The organism is uncultured Holdemanella sp. (genome assembly GCF_934754935.1).
GTDB lineage: Bacteria > Bacillota_I > Bacilli_A > Erysipelotrichales > Erysipelotrichaceae > Holdemanella.
This window is the reverse complement of the sequence record NZ_CAKVJB010000002.1, coordinates 1-16,205: the sequence shown is the minus strand read 5'-3', so window position 1 is coordinate 16,205 and position 16,205 is coordinate 1. Positions and strand designations below refer to the sequence as shown.

General features: G+C 34.0%; 14 protein-coding genes. 8 read left to right on the top strand and 6 right to left on the bottom strand.

Annotated elements, in window-relative coordinates; translation table 11 throughout:
• The first annotated feature begins 123 nt into the window (after positions 1-123).
• The 5 genes from nrdD (at position 124) to Q0E86_RS00700 (ending at position 6,702) form a co-directional block, all read left to right on the top strand.
• Positions 124-2,298 carry an anaerobic ribonucleoside-triphosphate reductase gene (gene nrdD / locus Q0E86_RS00720; protein ID WP_295754076.1) on the top strand — a complete coding sequence of 725 codons (2,175 nt, stop codon included), beginning with the start codon at positions 124-126 and terminating at the stop codon, positions 2,296-2,298.
• A gap of 441 nt (positions 2,299-2,739) precedes the next feature.
• The gene (gene nrdG / locus Q0E86_RS00715) at positions 2,740-3,261 is read left to right on the top strand and encodes an anaerobic ribonucleoside-triphosphate reductase activating protein (protein ID WP_295754075.1); all 522 of its coding nucleotides are present in this window, start codon (positions 2,740-2,742) and stop codon (positions 3,259-3,261) included.
• A gap of 49 nt (positions 3,262-3,310) precedes the next feature.
• Positions 3,311-3,958 (top strand): 2-C-methyl-D-erythritol 4-phosphate cytidylyltransferase, encoded by a 648-nt coding sequence (gene ispD / locus Q0E86_RS00710; RefSeq protein ID WP_295754074.1) that lies wholly within the window; start codon positions 3,311-3,313, stop codon positions 3,956-3,958.
• A gap of 8 nt (positions 3,959-3,966) precedes the next feature.
• On the top strand, positions 3,967-4,434 hold the full coding sequence (locus Q0E86_RS00705) for a hypothetical protein (protein ID WP_295754073.1): 468 nt from the start codon (positions 3,967-3,969) through the stop codon (positions 4,432-4,434).
• Between the two features lie 72 nt (positions 4,435-4,506).
• Positions 4,507-6,702, top strand: a complete 2,196-nt coding sequence (locus Q0E86_RS00700; protein WP_295754072.1) for an HAD-IC family P-type ATPase — start codon at positions 4,507-4,509, stop codon at positions 6,700-6,702.
• 13 nt (positions 6,703-6,715) lie between these two features.
• Here Q0E86_RS00700 and Q0E86_RS00695 read toward each other — a convergent pair whose 3' ends face one another.
• The 6 genes from Q0E86_RS00695 to Q0E86_RS00670 form a co-directional block, all read right to left on the bottom strand.
• Positions 6,716-7,825: a 5-methyltetrahydropteroyltriglutamate--homocysteine S-methyltransferase gene (locus tag Q0E86_RS00695; RefSeq protein WP_295754071.1), complete on the bottom strand. Its 1,110-nt coding sequence runs from the start codon at positions 7,823-7,825 to the stop codon at positions 6,716-6,718.
• Between the two features lie 116 nt (positions 7,826-7,941).
• Positions 7,942-9,057 carry a 5-methyltetrahydropteroyltriglutamate--homocysteine S-methyltransferase gene (locus Q0E86_RS00690; RefSeq protein WP_295754070.1) on the bottom strand — a complete coding sequence of 372 codons (1,116 nt, stop codon included), beginning with the start codon at positions 9,055-9,057 and terminating at the stop codon, positions 7,942-7,944.
• A 112-nt stretch (positions 9,058-9,169) separates the two neighbouring features.
• Entirely contained in the window at positions 9,170-10,072 is a 903-nt protein-coding gene (locus Q0E86_RS00685) for a LysR family transcriptional regulator (protein ID WP_295754069.1), read from the bottom strand.
• On the bottom strand, positions 10,072-10,557 hold the full coding sequence (locus Q0E86_RS00680) for a peptidylprolyl isomerase (RefSeq protein ID WP_295754068.1): 486 nt from the start codon (positions 10,555-10,557) through the stop codon (positions 10,072-10,074). Before Q0E86_RS00680 ends, Q0E86_RS00685 begins: the two co-directional genes overlap by 1 nt.
• 3 nt (positions 10,558-10,560) lie before the next feature.
• Positions 10,561-11,415 (bottom strand): DegV family protein, encoded by an 855-nt coding sequence (locus Q0E86_RS00675; RefSeq protein ID WP_295754067.1) that lies wholly within the window; start codon positions 11,413-11,415, stop codon positions 10,561-10,563.
• Complete coding sequence (locus Q0E86_RS00670; RefSeq protein WP_295754066.1) at positions 11,416-12,474, bottom strand: M42 family metallopeptidase; 1,059 nt, start codon at positions 12,472-12,474, stop codon at positions 11,416-11,418.
• A 136-nt stretch (positions 12,475-12,610) separates the two neighbouring features.
• Between Q0E86_RS00670 and Q0E86_RS00665 the strand changes: the two genes are divergently transcribed.
• Genes Q0E86_RS00665 through Q0E86_RS00655 form a run of 3 tightly spaced genes read left to right on the top strand, consistent with a single transcriptional unit; the run spans position 12,611 to position 16,116 of the window.
• Positions 12,611-13,366 (top strand): hypothetical protein, encoded by a 756-nt coding sequence (locus Q0E86_RS00665; RefSeq protein ID WP_295754065.1) that lies wholly within the window; start codon positions 12,611-12,613, stop codon positions 13,364-13,366.
• Positions 13,356-15,329, top strand: coding sequence for an ATP-dependent DNA helicase RecG (recG, locus tag Q0E86_RS00660; RefSeq protein ID WP_295754064.1), 1,974 nt, complete (start codon positions 13,356-13,358; stop codon positions 15,327-15,329). The genes Q0E86_RS00665 and recG overlap by 11 nt, the downstream gene beginning before the upstream one ends.
• 10 nt (positions 15,330-15,339) lie before the next feature.
• Positions 15,340-16,116: a hypothetical protein gene (locus tag Q0E86_RS00655; RefSeq protein WP_295754063.1), complete on the top strand. Its 777-nt coding sequence runs from the start codon at positions 15,340-15,342 to the stop codon at positions 16,114-16,116.
• The last annotated feature ends 89 nt before the right edge of the window (positions 16,117-16,205 follow it).

Below are 16,205 nucleotides of genomic sequence, written 5' to 3'. Positions count from 1 at the left end.
CTTTATGTATCGCTTAAGCATTATTTTGTAGGAATGTAAAGTCTTGTTTTAGAAAAAAATATAAGTATACTTAAGATAGTCATTAGAAATAGTTGAAGGTTCAACTATTTTAGGAGGAATTATATGAATGTAATTAAAAGAAGTGGAGAAGAAGTTGTTTTTGATTCGATTAAAATTGAAAATGCAATCAAAAAAGCCAATAAAGCAACTACACATAATCAAATGACAGATGAATTGATTCATACTGTTACACAAAGTGTTGTCGATAAATGTGAAAACTTAAAGAGAAGTCCAAATGTTGAAGAAATTCAGGATATGGTTGAGGGTGAATTGATGGAGCATCGTTGTTTTGCGGTGGCTCACAACTATATTACATATCGTTATGAGCGCGCATTGGTTCGTAAGGCAAATTCAACAGATAAACAAATCATGTCTTTACTTGAGCGTAATAATGAAGAAGTAAAGCAGGAAAACTCAAATAAAAACCCATTGGTGAATAGTGTTCAGCGTGATTATATGGCGGGTGAAGTTTCGAAGGATATCACAAAACGTTTCTTGTTGCCTCAAGATGTTATGGAAGCTCATGAACAAGGAATTATTCATTTCCATGATTCAGATTATTTTGCGCAACACATGCACAATTGTTGTTTAGTGAATTTGGAAGATATGCTTCAAAATGGAACAGTTATCTCTGAAACTATGATTGAAAAACCACACAGTTTCTCAACTGCATGTAATGTGGCAACACAAATTATTGCACAAGTCGCAAGCTCTCAATATGGAGGACAAAGTATTACACTTTCTCATTTAGCTCCTTTTGTACAGGTTTCAAGAGAAAAAGCACGTCGTGAAGTAAAAGAGGAATTGGAATCATTAAATCTAGATTCTTCTGAAGATACAGTGAATAAAATGGCAGAGATGCGTGTTCGTAAAGAAATCGAAAAAGGTGTACAGATGATTCAATATCAGGTCATCACATTGATGACGACAAATGGACAAGCTCCTTTCGTAACTGTATTCATGTATTTAAATGAAGTGCCTGAAGGACAGACTCGTGATGATTTGGCTATCATTATTGAGGAGATGTTGAAACAAAGAATCAAGGGTGTTAAAAATGAAAAGGGTATTTGGATCACGCCAGCGTTCCCTAAATTGATCTATGTTCTTGAAGAAAACAATATTGAAGAAGGTTCAAAGTATTGGTATTTAACAGAATTAGCTGCAAGATGTACAGCTAAGCGTATGGTTCCGGATTATATTTCTGAAAAGAAAATGTTGGAATTGAAAGTGGATGTGAATGGTGAAGGTCATTGTTATCCATGCATGGGATGTCGTTCATTCTTAACTACATATTTGGATGAAAATGGAAAACCAAAATATTATGGTCGTTTTAACCAAGGTGTTGTTACATTGAACTTAGTAGATGTTGCTTGTTCAAGTAAACAGGATGAAGAAGCGTTCTGGAGAATCATGGACGAAAGATTGGCTTTATGTAAAAAAGCATTGATGTGTCGTCATGAAAGATTACTTGGAACACCAAGTGATGTAGCGCCTATTTTATGGCAAAATGGTGCATTGGCTCGTTTGAAAAAAGGTGAACCAATCGATAAATTATTGTTTGGTGGATACTCTACAATTTCATTAGGCTATGCCGGATTATGCGAATGTGTATATTATATGACTGGACATCCTCATACTGAGGAGCCAGGAACTTCATTTGGCTTAAAAGTTATGCAGTATTTAAATGATGCATGTGCTAAATGGAAGGCTGAAGAAAATATTGATTTCTCATTATATGGAACTCCAATGGAGTCAACTACATTTAAATTCTCGAAACATCTACAAGAACGTTTTGGAATTATTCCTCATGTAACAGATAAAAACTACATCACGAATAGTTATCATGTTCATGTTACAGAAGAAATTGATGCATTTACGAAATTGTCATTCGAATCTCAATTCCAAAAACTTTCTCCAGGTGGAGCTATTAGTTATGTAGAAGTTCCAAATATGGAAAACAATATCGAAGCTGTTTTGGCAATTATGAAACATATTTATAATCATATTATGTATGCGGAATTGAATACAAAATCTGATTATTGCCAAGTATGTGGATATACAGGTGAGATCAAGATTGTAGAAGATGAAAACCACAAATTAGTTTGGGAATGTCCAAACTGCGGTAATCGTGACCAAGAAAAAATGAATGTGGCTCGTCGTACTTGTGGATATATTGGTACTCAATTCTGGAACCAAGGTAGAACACAAGAAATCAAAGAAAGAGTATTACACTTGTAATAGATTTTTGTTGATAAAACGGTTTGATGTGGTAGAATATAAATGAAAAGAGAGTATCCAATAAAGGGTTCTCCTTGGGAAAATGTATAGTTATGAAAAAACTACTTTAATTTCTTGCCGGAATATCGAGGTAGTTTTTTCTTATGTCTTTTCAACTTATGTATTTGTTTGTCCATATCTTCAATTGTATGGAGTAGATTTAACAATGATTATGATATTGCAACGAAAATTTTGGCTTTAAAAGGTTAAGAGAGTTTTTGGTGATATTTACAATTTTTAAGTCTCTCGTTATAATATAAATCAGAAAAAGCGGTGTACCCTACCAGAATCAAGTGGGAGCGAAAAAAGCGGTGTACCCTACCAAACAAAAGTGGGAGCGAAAAAAGAAAGTGGTCAATTCAATTTTGGGTTGACCGCTTTACAATATGTGGAGGCATTTAAATGTACTACGGAAATATAAAAAAGAACGATATCGCAAATGGTAAAGGTGTGCGTGTAACACTATTTGTATCAGGATGTACAAATCATTGTAAGAATTGTTTCCAACCAGAAACATGGAACTTTGATTATGGTAAGCCTTATACAAAGGAAACGGAAGATGAGATTATTGAAGCTTTAAAACCAAGTCATATTTCAGGATTGACATTACTTGGTGGAGAACCGTTTGAACCGGAAAATCAAAGAGAACTTGTAAAACTTCTTCGTCGTGTTCGTATAGAATTACCGGAAAAGAATATTTGGTCGTTTACTGGATTTGTTTTGGATCAAGACTTATTGGATGGAGGAAGAAAACATTGTGAAGTAACCAATGAAATGTTGTCATTACTTGATGTTTTAGTAGATGGACCATTTAAGGAAGAAGAAAAAGATATTACACTAGCGTTTCGTGGTTCAAGAAATCAAAGAGTGATTGATATGAAGAAATCTTTGAAGGAACAAGAGGTTGTAGAATTGGAAGTTTAATCTTCCAATTTTTTTATCAATTGTTAAGAAAATTTGATATAATAGACGCATGAACTATAGTGTGATTGTTTTAGCTGCTGGAAGAGGCAGTCGTACGAATTTAGATTATAATAAAGTATTTTATACTTTCGAAAATGGACAAACTGTGTTAAATAAGAGTCTGTCTGTTTTTTTATCAGATGATGAGTGTAAACAAGTGGTTTTGGTTTGTGCTGATTATGAAAAGGACTATGTGAATGAACATTATACATATGATTCAAGAATCCAAGTTGTAACAGGAGGAAAAACACGACAAGATAGTGTATATAATGGCTTACAAGTTGTTGATCAGGATTATGTAATGATTCATGATGGAGCTAGACCTTTTGTTGAAAAGAATTGGATTTCGGATTTGAAACAAACATTAGAAACAGAATCGGCTTGTTTATTAATGGTTCCAAGTGTGGATACCACAAAAATTGTTGTGGATGGGTACGTGAAAGAATCGTTAGAAAGAAAACTTGTATATCATGCACAGACACCGCAATGCTTTAAAACCGATTTGATTAAAGAATGTCATGAACTGGCAAGAAATAAACAAGTACAGGCAACCGATGATGCACAACTTGTAGAATGGTTTTCTGATACAAAAGTAAAGGTTGTTTTATCAAGTTTCACAAATAAAAAAATAACTTTACCTGAAGATTTGAAAGGATAGGTATAAAGATGGAATATTCAGCTTTGATATTTGATGATTGTAAAGAAGTAGAAGATACGTATGACAAATTATTAGAAACAATCGATTTGTTTGCGCAGGATGAAAACTGTACACAAATTGTTGTAAGTTGTAAAAGTGTATGGACACTAAGACTTGCTTCTTCACCAAAAAATAAGGTGATGCTTGTACAAAGACCTGACAAACCTTATGTGGCTTTGTTGAATGGCTTAAAGGCTATTAAACAAGAAAATGTGGTTGTGACAGGTATTTCTACAAAACACACAAAGGAAAATGTAGATACATTATTGGATCATCTATCAAGATATCCAGCAATCAATTTTGATAAAGATTTACAGGCATTTGATACAAGACTATTGATGTTCTGTCTACAAAAAGCCATAGAATCCAACTTGGCAATTACATCTTATGCTCAAGCTGTTACGCTTGCCAATACTCCACTTGAATCAATTGAATGATACGGCTATAGTCGTATCATTTTTAATAAAATCTTAATTATTTTGCATGCTTAAAGATAGTACAATAGATATATGCACAACTCAAATAATTTATCAAAAAGTTATAAAGAAATCATTAAACAACACGTATTTACTTTGTTTAACGGAATCAACGTAGTATTGGCTATATTTGTATTTTTTACGGGCTCTTATCGCAACATGCTTTTTATGATTACCGTTATTTTAAATATGCTCATTGGACTCTTTCAAGAAATACGCTCTAAACGAATGTTAGACAAGCTTTCTTTATTAAATCAGACAAAGATTCATGTGATTCGAAATGATGTTGAAGTTGAATTAGCTGTGGATGATATTGAAGTCAATGATCTTGTCGTCTTATATGCAGGGGATGAAATCAGCTTTGATGGTCATATCGTATCTGGAAGTATTGAATGTGATGAATCCATGTTGACAGGAGAAAGTGATGCGATCTATAAACAAGAAAATGCTTCATTACTTAGTGGAAGCTTTGTGGTTTCAGGAAAATGTTTGATGAAAGTAGACAAAGTAGGACAAGATACATATGCCTATTCGATTTTAAAACATGCCAAACGCTTTAAAAGATATCCAAGTCAACTAAGAGATTCGATTGATACCATTATTAAATGGTGTACATACATTTTAATTCCACTTGGATGTGCCTTGTTTATTAAACAATTCATCAAGACCAACTATACAACAGCTACCTTAAATACAGTAGCAGCCGTTGTAGGCATGATTCCTGAAGGCCTTGTCTTTTTAACGAGTGTTGCCTTAGCCATCAGTTCATTTAAACTTGGTAAACAACAAGTACTCGTGCAAGAACTCTATTGTATTGAAACACTCGCAAGAACCGATACACTTTGTTTAGACAAAACAGGCACACTGACACAAGGAAAGCTAAGTGTATGTCATGTAGAAGAAATTGAAAATATTGATGGAATTCTAGGTGATATGATGCAGACTTTACCTGATGAAAATGCGACAGCACTTGCACTAAGAAGTTATTTTAAGACAAGAAATCACAAGAAAGTCATATCTTTTCTGCCATTTTCAAGTCAAAGAAAATATTCAAGTGTGACATTTGAAGATGGAGAATATAAACTAGGTGCCTATTCGTATATTGCCAAAGAGATAGATTCAAAAGTAAAAGAACATATCGAATCCTATACATCTCAAGCTATGCGCGTTATTGTGTTGATGAAAGAGGATGTTGTTTTAGCTTATATATGCTTGCGTGATGAATTAAGACCTGATGCCAAAGATACATTGAACTTCTTTAAAAAACAAGGCGTGGACATTAAATTGATTTCAGGAGATGATCCAAAAACAGTTGAAGCTCTAGCTAGAAAAGCAGGCTTTACATCTAAAAGTATAGATATGTCGAGTGTAAAAGATGTAGAGTCTGTAGTCGATTCCTATTCGATTTTTGGACGTGTGACTCCCGAACAAAAGAAAGAACTTGTTTTGGCATTAAAGAAAAGAAATAAAACTGTCGCAATGACAGGGGATGGTGTTAATGATGTCATGGCATTAAAGGAAGCGGATTGCTCGATTGCGATGGGATCGGGTTCCCAAGCTTGTAAAAGTGTGGCCAGTTTAGTTTTGTTGGAAGATCAAATGAATGCATTACCTGCTATTTTGTATCAAGGACGATGTGTCATTAATAATATTCAAAGAACAGCCTCTTTGTTTCTAGTGAAAACACTTTTCTCGATTGGTTTATCCATTTTAACATTGATATTTTTAAAGAATTATCCATTTAAACCCATTCAATTAACTTTGATTTCCGCTTTGGCAACAGGAATACCTAGTTTTGTATTAACACTAGAACCAAATGGAAATAAAGTGAAAGGTAACTTTCTACAAAACGTCATCTCAAAAGCATTGCCAGGAGCTATATGCGTTATATGTAGTGTAATTGGTGTATCGATTTTAGGTCGTTTTGTGCCTATTTCACCAAGTGAATATTCAACCATGTGTACAATTCTTGCCGGAGTCAATGCACTTATGGTATTGATACGTGTATGTGTACCTATGAGCCTTTTAAGAAAAATATTAGTTACAATCATGTGTATGATTTTTATAGGCTCCATGATCTTATGTCAAAACTTTTTCTACATTGTTCATTTAAGATGGTATGAAATTATATATGTGATTTTGAATATTTGTCTCATTCCATATATATTAACAGTTGTATCCTCTTGGATAAAATTGTTCATGAAACAAAAAAATAAAGTTTGGAAATGATCCAAACTTTTTTCTATTTCCAAACTTCTTCAGCAATTTCTTTGACTAATTTTACTTTAGCCCATTGTTCCTCTTCACTCATAATATTTCCTTCTTCCGTAGAAGAGAATCCACATTGTGGGCTTAGACAAAGTTGTTCTTTTGGAACATATTTTTCAGCTTCTTGAATTCTTTTCTTTACTTCTTCTTTATCTTCAAGTTGTGCAAATTTTGAAGTAATCAATCCAAGAACGACTTTTTGATTTTGAATAAAACGAAGAGGACTGAAATCACCAGATCTTTCTGAATCATATTCTAAGAAAAATCCATCTATTTTACATTGACCAAATAAAGTTTTTGCGACGGGTTCATATCCACCTGATGAAAACCATGTCGATCTGAAGTTTCCACGACAAATATGCATTGTGATTGTCATATCTTCTGGCTTTGCCTCTAAGGCTAGATTGATCATGTCTACATAAGATTTTGCGATTTTCTCTAAATCAAGACCTCGTTCCTTATAGGCTTTTCGCTTATCGGCATCACAGAATTCTCCCCAAGAAGTATCATCCAATTGTAGATATCTACATCCAGCATCATAGAATGCACGGATAGCCTTCTGGTAAGCGTAGGCAATATCATGATATAACACATCCATATCTTCATAACGTTTGATTGATGTATATTCTTCACTACGTACGCAACAAATCAAATGAAGCATAGAAGGAGATGGGATCGTCATCTTACAAAGCGTACCTTGTGCAATGCTATTTAAGTATTTGAAGTGTTCTAAAAATGGATGGTTACCAAAATCAATTTTATCTGTAATCTTTAATGTGGCTGCTTTAGGCTGATGCCCCTTAAAATGTACAGACCAATGATCTGCCTTAATTTCTTCTACACCTTCAAGATCGGCAAGAAAATCTAAATGCCAATATCTTCTTCTGAATTCTCCATCTGTAACGGCTTGAAGTCCGACTTCTTTTTCTTTTGCGACTAGTTCTTTGATGGCTTTATCTTCAACGTCCTTTAATTGTTTGGCATCAATGGTTCCATTCGCAAATTCTTCTCTAGCTTTTTTAAGGTAGTCTGGACGCAAAAAGCTACCGACTACATCATATTTAAATGGTGGTTGTGCTGTCATAATTAAATTCCTCAACTTTCGATGGATTAAGTCTATCATATTTGTAGACTATAGAATAATTGAAATATTCTTTATGTGGTTATAGTTAAAAACTATAATAAAAAAGAAATCTGGAATTAACCCCAGACTTCTTCAGCAATTTCTTTGACTAATTTTACTTTAGCCCATTGTTCCTCTTCTGTTAATTTATTTCCAATTTCACATGACGCAAAACCACATTGTGGACTTAGACATAGGTTTTCTAATGGAACATATTGACTTGCTTCTTTGATACGAGCAATTACCATTTCCTTGTCTTCTAATTTAGCAGATTTTGTCGTAACCAAACCAAGTACAACTTTTTTATCTGGTGTGACCTCTTTTAATGGTTCAAATCCACCAGAACGAGCATCATCAAATTCTAAGAAATAGGCATGAACATTTTCTTTCGCAAATAATGTTTTTGCGACGGCATCATAGGCACCACTTGAAGCATAAGTAGAGTGGAAATTACCACGACAAACATGCGTATTGATTACTAAATCTTCCGGTTTATCTTCGATTGCCAAATTATTGATACGCAAGAATAATTCTTGCACCTTTAATAATCCTTCTTGATCCGTTTGGAAAAATAATGGTGCTTTTTCATCTACCAACATACCCCACGAACAATCATCCAATTGAATGCAGCGACATCCTGCATCATATAATTGTTGGATCACAACTTTGTATCCATTCGCAATATCTTGAACTAATTCTTCTGTATCTTCATAATATTTTTTCGTATTTTCCATCGCAAAAGGAAGAATCATTTGTTCTAAAAATTGGGCTGGAGCTGGAATGGTTTGTTTGGCAATGGTGTTTTCATCTTCAAATTGTTTCACAAATTTAAAATGTTCTACAAAAGGATGAATACCACTTACACCTACTTTTCCAGTAATATATGTATCATCAATCATAGCGGCTTCACCATGGAAGGGAAGACCTGTTTTTGTTGGGGTATGAGAAACGCCATCAAATCCCCACATGAAATCTAAGTGCCATGTAGCACGTCTAAATTCACCATCTGTGATGACATGAAGTCCGGCTGCCTTTTCTTTTTGAATTAAATCTGTGATGCACTCATCTTCAACTTGCTTCAATTCTTCTTTTGAAATCTTCTTAGATTCATAATCTTTACGAGCCTGTTTAAGTTTTTCAGGTCTTAAAAAACTTCCGACTACATCATATTTATAAGGGCTTTGTACTGTCATAATAAAATTCCTCAACTTTCGTATGGATTAAGTCTATCATATTTGTAGACTATAGAATAATTGAAATATTCTTTAGGCTGTTATAGATAAAAGCTATAATAAAAGACCAATTTTATTTGGTCTTCTCAATATATTGAATTAAATGATTTAGATAGTTTTTTGACATATTGGATAAGACTCCATCACTAATATAGCCAATTTCCATGACTTCATCACTATCCAGTGGAATGGATACAATGTTATCTCCATTTAAATCCGTGCTTAAGATACCAGAAGAAATGGTATATCCGTCAAGTCCAATCAATAAGTTGAACAATGTGGCACGATCGCAAACTACAATACTCTTTTTAGATGGTTGCGTACTATGTAATTCTTCTGAAAAATAGAATGAATTGTTGATTCCTTGTTCATAAGTTAAACGAGGATAGTTTTCTAAGTCTTCCATTTTCACTGTTCTTTTATTGGATAAAGGATTTGTCTTAGATACAAAGACATGAGGTCTAGCCTCAAATAGTTTTGTGAATGTTAAATGTTCTTTCTTTAAAATACTTTGAATCACTTCACGATTGAAATGAGAAAGATAAAGTATACCCAATTGACTACGATGATTTTTTACATCTTCAATAATATCGTATGTTCTTTGTTCTCTTAAAGAAAATTCATATTCACTTTGATTATACTCTTTGACTAAGGCAACAAAGGCATTGACCACAAAAGCGTAGTGCTGACTTGATATCGCAAATACCGTTCTTGCAGGAACAGTATTTTTATATTGCTCTTCAAGTAAGTTTGCTTGTTCAATGACTTGTCTAGCATAGCCTAAAAATTTTTCTCCTTGTTCAGAAAGTAGAATACCCTTGTTTGTACGAACAAATAAACAGATGGACATTTCTTCTTCTAGATCATGAATGGCTTTGGATAAAGATGGCTGCGAAATAAATAAGGCTTTGGCTGCGGAATTAAAAGATCCAGATTCAACAACCTGGATCACGTAGCGCAATTGTTGCAGCGTCATTAGTCAACAAGTGTGATTGTATCAATCACTTGAGGATTTCTAGGACGGTCATTGAATGTAGTAGGGGTCTTCGCAATTTTATCCACATTTTCCATACCTTCAATAACTTTTCCAAACGTAGCATATTCACCATCTAAATGAGGTGCATCTTGGTGCATAATGAAGAATTGACTTCCTGCACTATTTGGATCCATAGCACGAGCCATAGATAAAACTCCACGAGTGTGTTTTAAATCGTTTTTAAATCCATTAGATGCGAATTCACCATGAATTGTATAACCTGGACCACCAGTACCATTTCCAATAGGGCATCCACCCTGAATCATAAATCCTTTGATAACACGGTGAAAAGTTAATCCGTTATAGAATTTCTTTTCAATTAGATTTAAAAAGTTTTGAACTGTTTCAGGAGCAATCTCAGGATATAACTCAGCTTTGATTTGATCTCCATTCTTCATTGTGATTAAAATATTTTTTGTTTCCATGTTTTAGTTTTCCTCTCTTATATATTGTATTGCGATACAACCAAGACCAGTATGTACGGCAATTACGGAACTAATATAGTTTATATGAATATTTTGTTCGGGTACACCCTTTTCGATAAAACAATTTTTAAAATGTTGGGCACCCTTTAAAAAATCAGAGTGAATAATATAAATATGTGTATGTTGAATATCAATATCATCGATGATTTGATCAATCGCATAGGCATCGGCTCTTTTTTCGGTACGAACCTTATTTAAAACATCAATTCTACCTTCTGTACTTTTATTAAGATGTAAGATAGGATAGATCTTTAATAAACCCGCAAGCGCTGCTGCCATGGGCGTTAATCTTCCTCCGCGTTTTAAATGTTGAAGATTTTTAACAAGAATCAATGAGTTTGATTCATCAATGGCAGGTTGAACGATATCTAATATTTCTTGTGAAGATTTATTTTCATCCACTAATCTCTTGATCCAAATCGCAACATGTTTTTCAAGTTCACACGTTGAATATATATCAATCACATGGACATTCATTTCAAGTTCACGTGCAATACTTTGCATGGTGCTCGCATTTGTGGATAGTCCATTTGTCAAAGGAACTGCAAATACGGTGTCATATTCTTTTTTTAGTTCTTCAAATAAGTCGTAGATTTTTTGGTAAGCAGCCATACTTGTTTTAGGCATTTTACCCTTAGCCAATTCGTTATATATATCTTGGGTTGAAATTTCTAATGTATCTTGATAGGTTGTTTCATCAATAGTGATCTGTAAAGGCAGCAAATAGATACCTAATTCTTTTGCCTGCTCAAAAGATAAATTGGAACCTGTATCTGTTACAACAGCAATTCTTTCCATTTAGAAGCCTCGAATTGTTTCGGCATTGATGTTTTTAATGATTTCAACCGCAAGTTTTACGGCATTGTCATAATCTTCTTCAGAACAAATGCCAAATGAAGCATGCGCAAAACGAACAGGAATACCAATGATAATGGTTGGTATGTTGTAGCGGTGTGTGATACCTGCATTGGTTCCTCCACCTTTTCTTACGCTTTCTTGTACAGGGATATTTTTTTCATGCGCTAAATCAATCGCATAGCGCATAAAACGAGGACTTGTGATATAAGAACGGTCAAACCAACGTAACATTGGACCTTTTTTAAGGGCAGATTGAATCATGTAGTCTGCTTCAAAAGTATCATCACTTGGGCATCCTTCAAAACAAATCGCAATATTTGGATGTAAGTTTTTAATGGCCGTATCCATACCTCTTTCGCCCACTTCTTCTTGTGTAGTTAATGTGGCTTCAATGTTGTGGTTTACACCTTTTAATTGGTGAAGAACATCCATTACGGCAGCACATCCAATACGACAATCAAAAGCTTTACCTAAGAAGATCTTATGAGCTTCATCATATTTACAAGTGACAGCAGGACACATGAAGTTACCGACAGAAATATGGAAATCTTCTTTCACTTCTGCAGCACTTGTAGCTCCTACATCAATAACTAGATCATCAAAATCTACTTTTCCATTACGCTTTGCTTCTGATAAAAAATGAACAGGTTGACTTGCGACAATACCAGATACTTTTTCACCCTTATCATTTAAAATCCAAACTTCGCCTGATACGATATTTTTTGGATCCCATCCACCAAGTGGTAAAAAGCGAATTGTACCATTTGGCTTGATAGCTTGTACAATAAAACCAACTTCATCGGCGTGTGCGTCCAAAAGAATGGTTGTCTTGTGTTCTTTATCTTGTTTAAAGTGCATATATGTATTACGCATTGTGTCATCATGAACTTCACAAATGTCTTTGACATCTTCCATGGCCAATTTAGATACTTCATCTTCCATGCCACTTGGCCCAAAGGCAGTTGAGAAGTCAAGAATTCGTTTTATTTTTGAATTCATATACATTTCCTCCATAAATTTGTTAATATTATAACACAGATACATGCTTGTGGATGTGATTCTAATCATTTGAATCAAATTGTATTTCGACAAAGGATTAGAAAAAATGTATCTTAGCCAAAAAGGAGATTTTTGAATGAAAAAATTAATGTCAAAACTACATTTTAGAAGTATATATAAAACAATCGTATTCACTTTAGTTTTATGCTTTTTATACAATATCGCATATTTGTTGATGAGTGCATCAACTATGAATGTCTATATAAGACAAAGTCTAGAAGTTGTACTAAGCTTATTATCAAGTCTAGGCTTTTACTTCATCTGTACAAAGATCTGGAAGGCAAAGAACTTTTCGGCTTCTGCAATTTTAAAAGTAATCGTACTACAAGGTATTTATATCTTGATTGTGAGTGGAATTCTTTCAAATCTTGTAAATGTTTGCGCAAATAATACAAGCTTAATGTTAGTATTACAGCTTATGAGTGCATTCTGTTTAGTTGTGATGGTACCATTCCAGTTGATTTTCTATTATGGTTTGATTCATGACAAAAATTTAAAGGAATTTATTCCTTATGCATTAAAACAACATCAGAAAAAGATGTTGAACTGGTATTGTTCACTACTCATCTTAATCGTTGTATTGGATACAATGTCAGGTGGTTTGTTTAGTGCGGCCCAAGGCTTTAATGCCCAAAGCATTTTAGTTGGATCTATGTATATGGGCAATCCCATGATATCTTGGATGATGTATTTATTTTTAGGTGTAAGCTTTCAATCGAGTCTTGCATCGATGTTTACTTATTTATTTGTGAATTTTTTGATGGGCTTTTTCTATTGCGTTCTTGAACTAAACTATGTTTCTTATGTGGGAAGTCTTTTAGATGCAGATTAACGAATTAAAAATTACCAGTCGAAGACTAGGTCTTTTAGTAAAGATGAATATCTTAACTGTCGAAGATTTATTGAAATATTATCCTTTGCGTTATGATACTGTGCAAACTTTGCCTTATGCAGAGTGGAACGAAAAAGAAAATGTTGTTTTTCAAGGCTTGATTTGTTCAGCCGCAAGAGTGATTCGTTTATCTAAGAATCGTTCGATGACTAAATTTAAAGTGATGTCATGGAATGAAGAATTAAATATTACTTTATTTAATCGTCCATGGCCATCGCAATTTGGTTTTGGCAAGACCATTACGATTTATGGTCAATACCAAGGAAATAATAATGTATTAGCTTCTACTTATAATTTTAAACCTTTAGATCAACAATTAGGTTTACATCCTGTATACCCATTGATTGAAGGTTTAAAACAATCAGATATTCAAGCCATTATGAAAGAGGCGCTTAAACATGTGGATGTAATGCCTCAAAGAGTACCTCAAAGATATATTGAGAAGTATAAGTTATTAGATATATCTACAGCTTATAAGTGGATTCACTTTCCAGAGAATGAAAAGCAACTGCATGCAGCCATTCGCACTTTAAAGTATGAAGAGTTTTTGTGTTTTCAATGTGTTATGCAGTCGATGCATGAAAAGAAAGAAATCAAAACGAAGAAGGATTTTTCGGTTTCTACCGTCAAAAATTGGATTTCAAATCTTCCTTTTGAATTAACGAAAGATCAGCTTTCTAGTATTGATGATATTCTATATGATTTAAAAAGTACAAATGTGATGTTTCGCCTTGTTCAAGGCGATGTCGGTTGTGGTAAGACGATTGTGGCACAAATCAGTATGTATGCCAATCAACTTGCAGGCTATCAATCGGCATTACTTGCACCCACTGAAATCTTGGCAAGACAACATGTAAAGAATATGCATAAATTAGGTTTTGAAGCGACTTTATATGTTTCAAGTTTACCGTCTAAGGAAAAGAAAGAAATCTTAGAGAAACTTGAAAATGGCGAGATTTTTAATGTGGTAGGAACACATGCTCTATTTCAAGAAAATGTAGTATTTCATAAATTAGGCCTTGTGATTGCGGATGAACAACAGCGCTTTGGGGTGAAACAAAGAAGGTCTTTGTTAGAAAAAGGAAAGTGTGTTGATTTTTTAATGATGTCCGCAACCCCGATTCCTAGAACGTATGCGCATTTCTTATATGGAGATATGGATATTAGTTCGATTCATACGATGCCTAAAGGAAGAAAGAGTGTTGTCACAAAATACTTTAAAACGGCAAGTATGGCACCTTGTTTAAAAGATGTTTTAAGTTTTATTAAAGAAGGAAGACAATGTTATGTCGTGTGTCCTGCAATTGAAGAAAATGATGAATATAAGATGCGTAATGTGTTTGAAATTTACGAGGGAATGACAAAGACATTAAAGGATGTGCGAATTGGCTTGTTGCACGGGAAAATGACAAGTCAAGAAAAGGAAGAGACGATGGCTAGGTTTTCTAAGCATGAGTTAGATATTCTTGTTTCTACAACTGTTATTGAAGTTGGAATCGATGTAGCTAATGCGAGCGTGATGGTGATCTATGATGCGCATCGTTTTGGCTTAAGTACATTACATCAGTTAAGAGGACGTGTAGCTCGTGATAATAAGCAAGGATATTGTTTCTTGTTGTCGGCATCCAGTGATCCGCAGGCAATCGAGCGCTTAAAAAAGATGGAAGAATTGAAGGATGGCTTTGAAGTATCAAATTATGATTTACATATGCGCGGGCCAGGTGATATTTTAGGAATAAGACAAAGTGGTATGCCTTGTCTTGTGTTTGGTGATTTTGAAAAAGACCAAGCTATGATGGAAATGTGTATTCAAGATGCAAAAGAAATAATACAAGATCAAGTGGATGTGGATCTCTTGTTGTATATTTCGAATGCGATTGAAAATGCACAATATTTTGATTAGGAGACTCATGATGGATAAACAGAAGATAGAGAATAAATTCATATATTTTATCAGCCTACTAGGTATGGTAACGATTCTTGTTTTGATTGCTTATTTCTTCTTTTTGCGTAATGTTGAAGTGGATATTATGGATAATGCGCAACATACCTATGTTGGAGAAAATGGAAATGCAAGTGTTGTCGTAAGCGCAAAGCAGGGAGAATTGAATCAAAGAATGCAGGACTTTTTGGATTCAGTTAAATACGAGGTGAGTCCAAGTTCAGATTTATCCAATGGAGATACAATTCATGTTACGGCAACCTATGATGAGGCTTTGGCGAATCAATATCATTACAAGCCTAAAAGTGTTGAGGCGGATGTTGTCGTTGAAGGGCTTGCCAATCGTTATCTTTCTTTGAAAGATATTCCGAAAACACTGATTAAAGATGGTGAAAATGCAGCACTTGATTATGTGAAGGATAATCAGGATGAAATCTATGAATTGGATGGAAAAGAAGAAAAGACGCCAAGTCTTGATAAAATGAAAATTGTATATTCGGCATATTTAAAATCGAACCAAAAGAAGAACAGTGATCGTTTTGTGTATATTGTATCTATGAATTATTCGTCTGAAATCCTTTATTATATGGTGTGTATTCCAAACATCAATGATTCTAATGAAATTGATACACATAACATATATGGAGAAAAAGCCTATTTAACGCAGGAAGAATTGGATGGTAAAGATTTTAATGGTTATGTAGATCGTGTCTATTCATCGAAATATCAAATTGAACAAAAAAAATAAAGAAGTCGTCGACCAATGTCATTAAGTTAAGAAATGACGAACCATCCAGATACTATTGTCTGGATGGTATTTTTATTTGAAGGCACGAC

Excerpts from the sequence above, each read along its gene's own strand:
- Q0E86_RS00700 (WP_295754072.1), top strand. The coding sequence starts at position 4,507 with ATGCACAACTCAAATAATTTATCAAAAAGTTATAAAGAAATCATTAAA.
- Q0E86_RS00655 (WP_295754063.1), top strand. The coding sequence starts at position 15,340 with ATGGATAAACAGAAGATAGAGAATAAATTCATATATTTTATCAGCCTA.
- Q0E86_RS00670 (WP_295754066.1), bottom strand. The coding sequence starts at position 12,474 with ATGAATTCAAAAATAAAACGAATTCTTGACTTCTCAACTGCCTTTGGG.
- Q0E86_RS00695 (WP_295754071.1), bottom strand. The coding sequence starts at position 7,825 with ATGACAGCACAACCACCATTTAAATATGATGTAGTCGGTAGCTTTTTG.
- recG (WP_295754064.1), top strand. The coding sequence starts at position 13,356 with ATGCAGATTAACGAATTAAAAATTACCAGTCGAAGACTAGGTCTTTTA.
- Q0E86_RS00665 (WP_295754065.1), top strand. The coding sequence starts at position 12,611 with ATGAAAAAATTAATGTCAAAACTACATTTTAGAAGTATATATAAAACA.
- ispD (WP_295754074.1), top strand. The coding sequence starts at position 3,311 with ATGAACTATAGTGTGATTGTTTTAGCTGCTGGAAGAGGCAGTCGTACG.
- Q0E86_RS00685 (WP_295754069.1), bottom strand. The coding sequence starts at position 10,072 with ATGACGCTGCAACAATTGCGCTACGTGATCCAGGTTGTTGAATCTGGA.
- Q0E86_RS00675 (WP_295754067.1), bottom strand. The coding sequence starts at position 11,415 with ATGGAAAGAATTGCTGTTGTAACAGATACAGGTTCCAATTTATCTTTT.
- nrdG (WP_295754075.1), top strand. The coding sequence starts at position 2,740 with ATGTACTACGGAAATATAAAAAAGAACGATATCGCAAATGGTAAAGGT.
- Q0E86_RS00690 (WP_295754070.1), bottom strand. The coding sequence starts at position 9,057 with ATGACAGTACAAAGCCCTTATAAATATGATGTAGTCGGAAGTTTTTTA.
- Q0E86_RS00705 (WP_295754073.1), top strand. The coding sequence starts at position 3,967 with ATGGAATATTCAGCTTTGATATTTGATGATTGTAAAGAAGTAGAAGAT.
- nrdD (WP_295754076.1), top strand. The coding sequence starts at position 124 with ATGAATGTAATTAAAAGAAGTGGAGAAGAAGTTGTTTTTGATTCGATT.
- Q0E86_RS00680 (WP_295754068.1), bottom strand. The coding sequence starts at position 10,557 with ATGGAAACAAAAAATATTTTAATCACAATGAAGAATGGAGATCAAATC.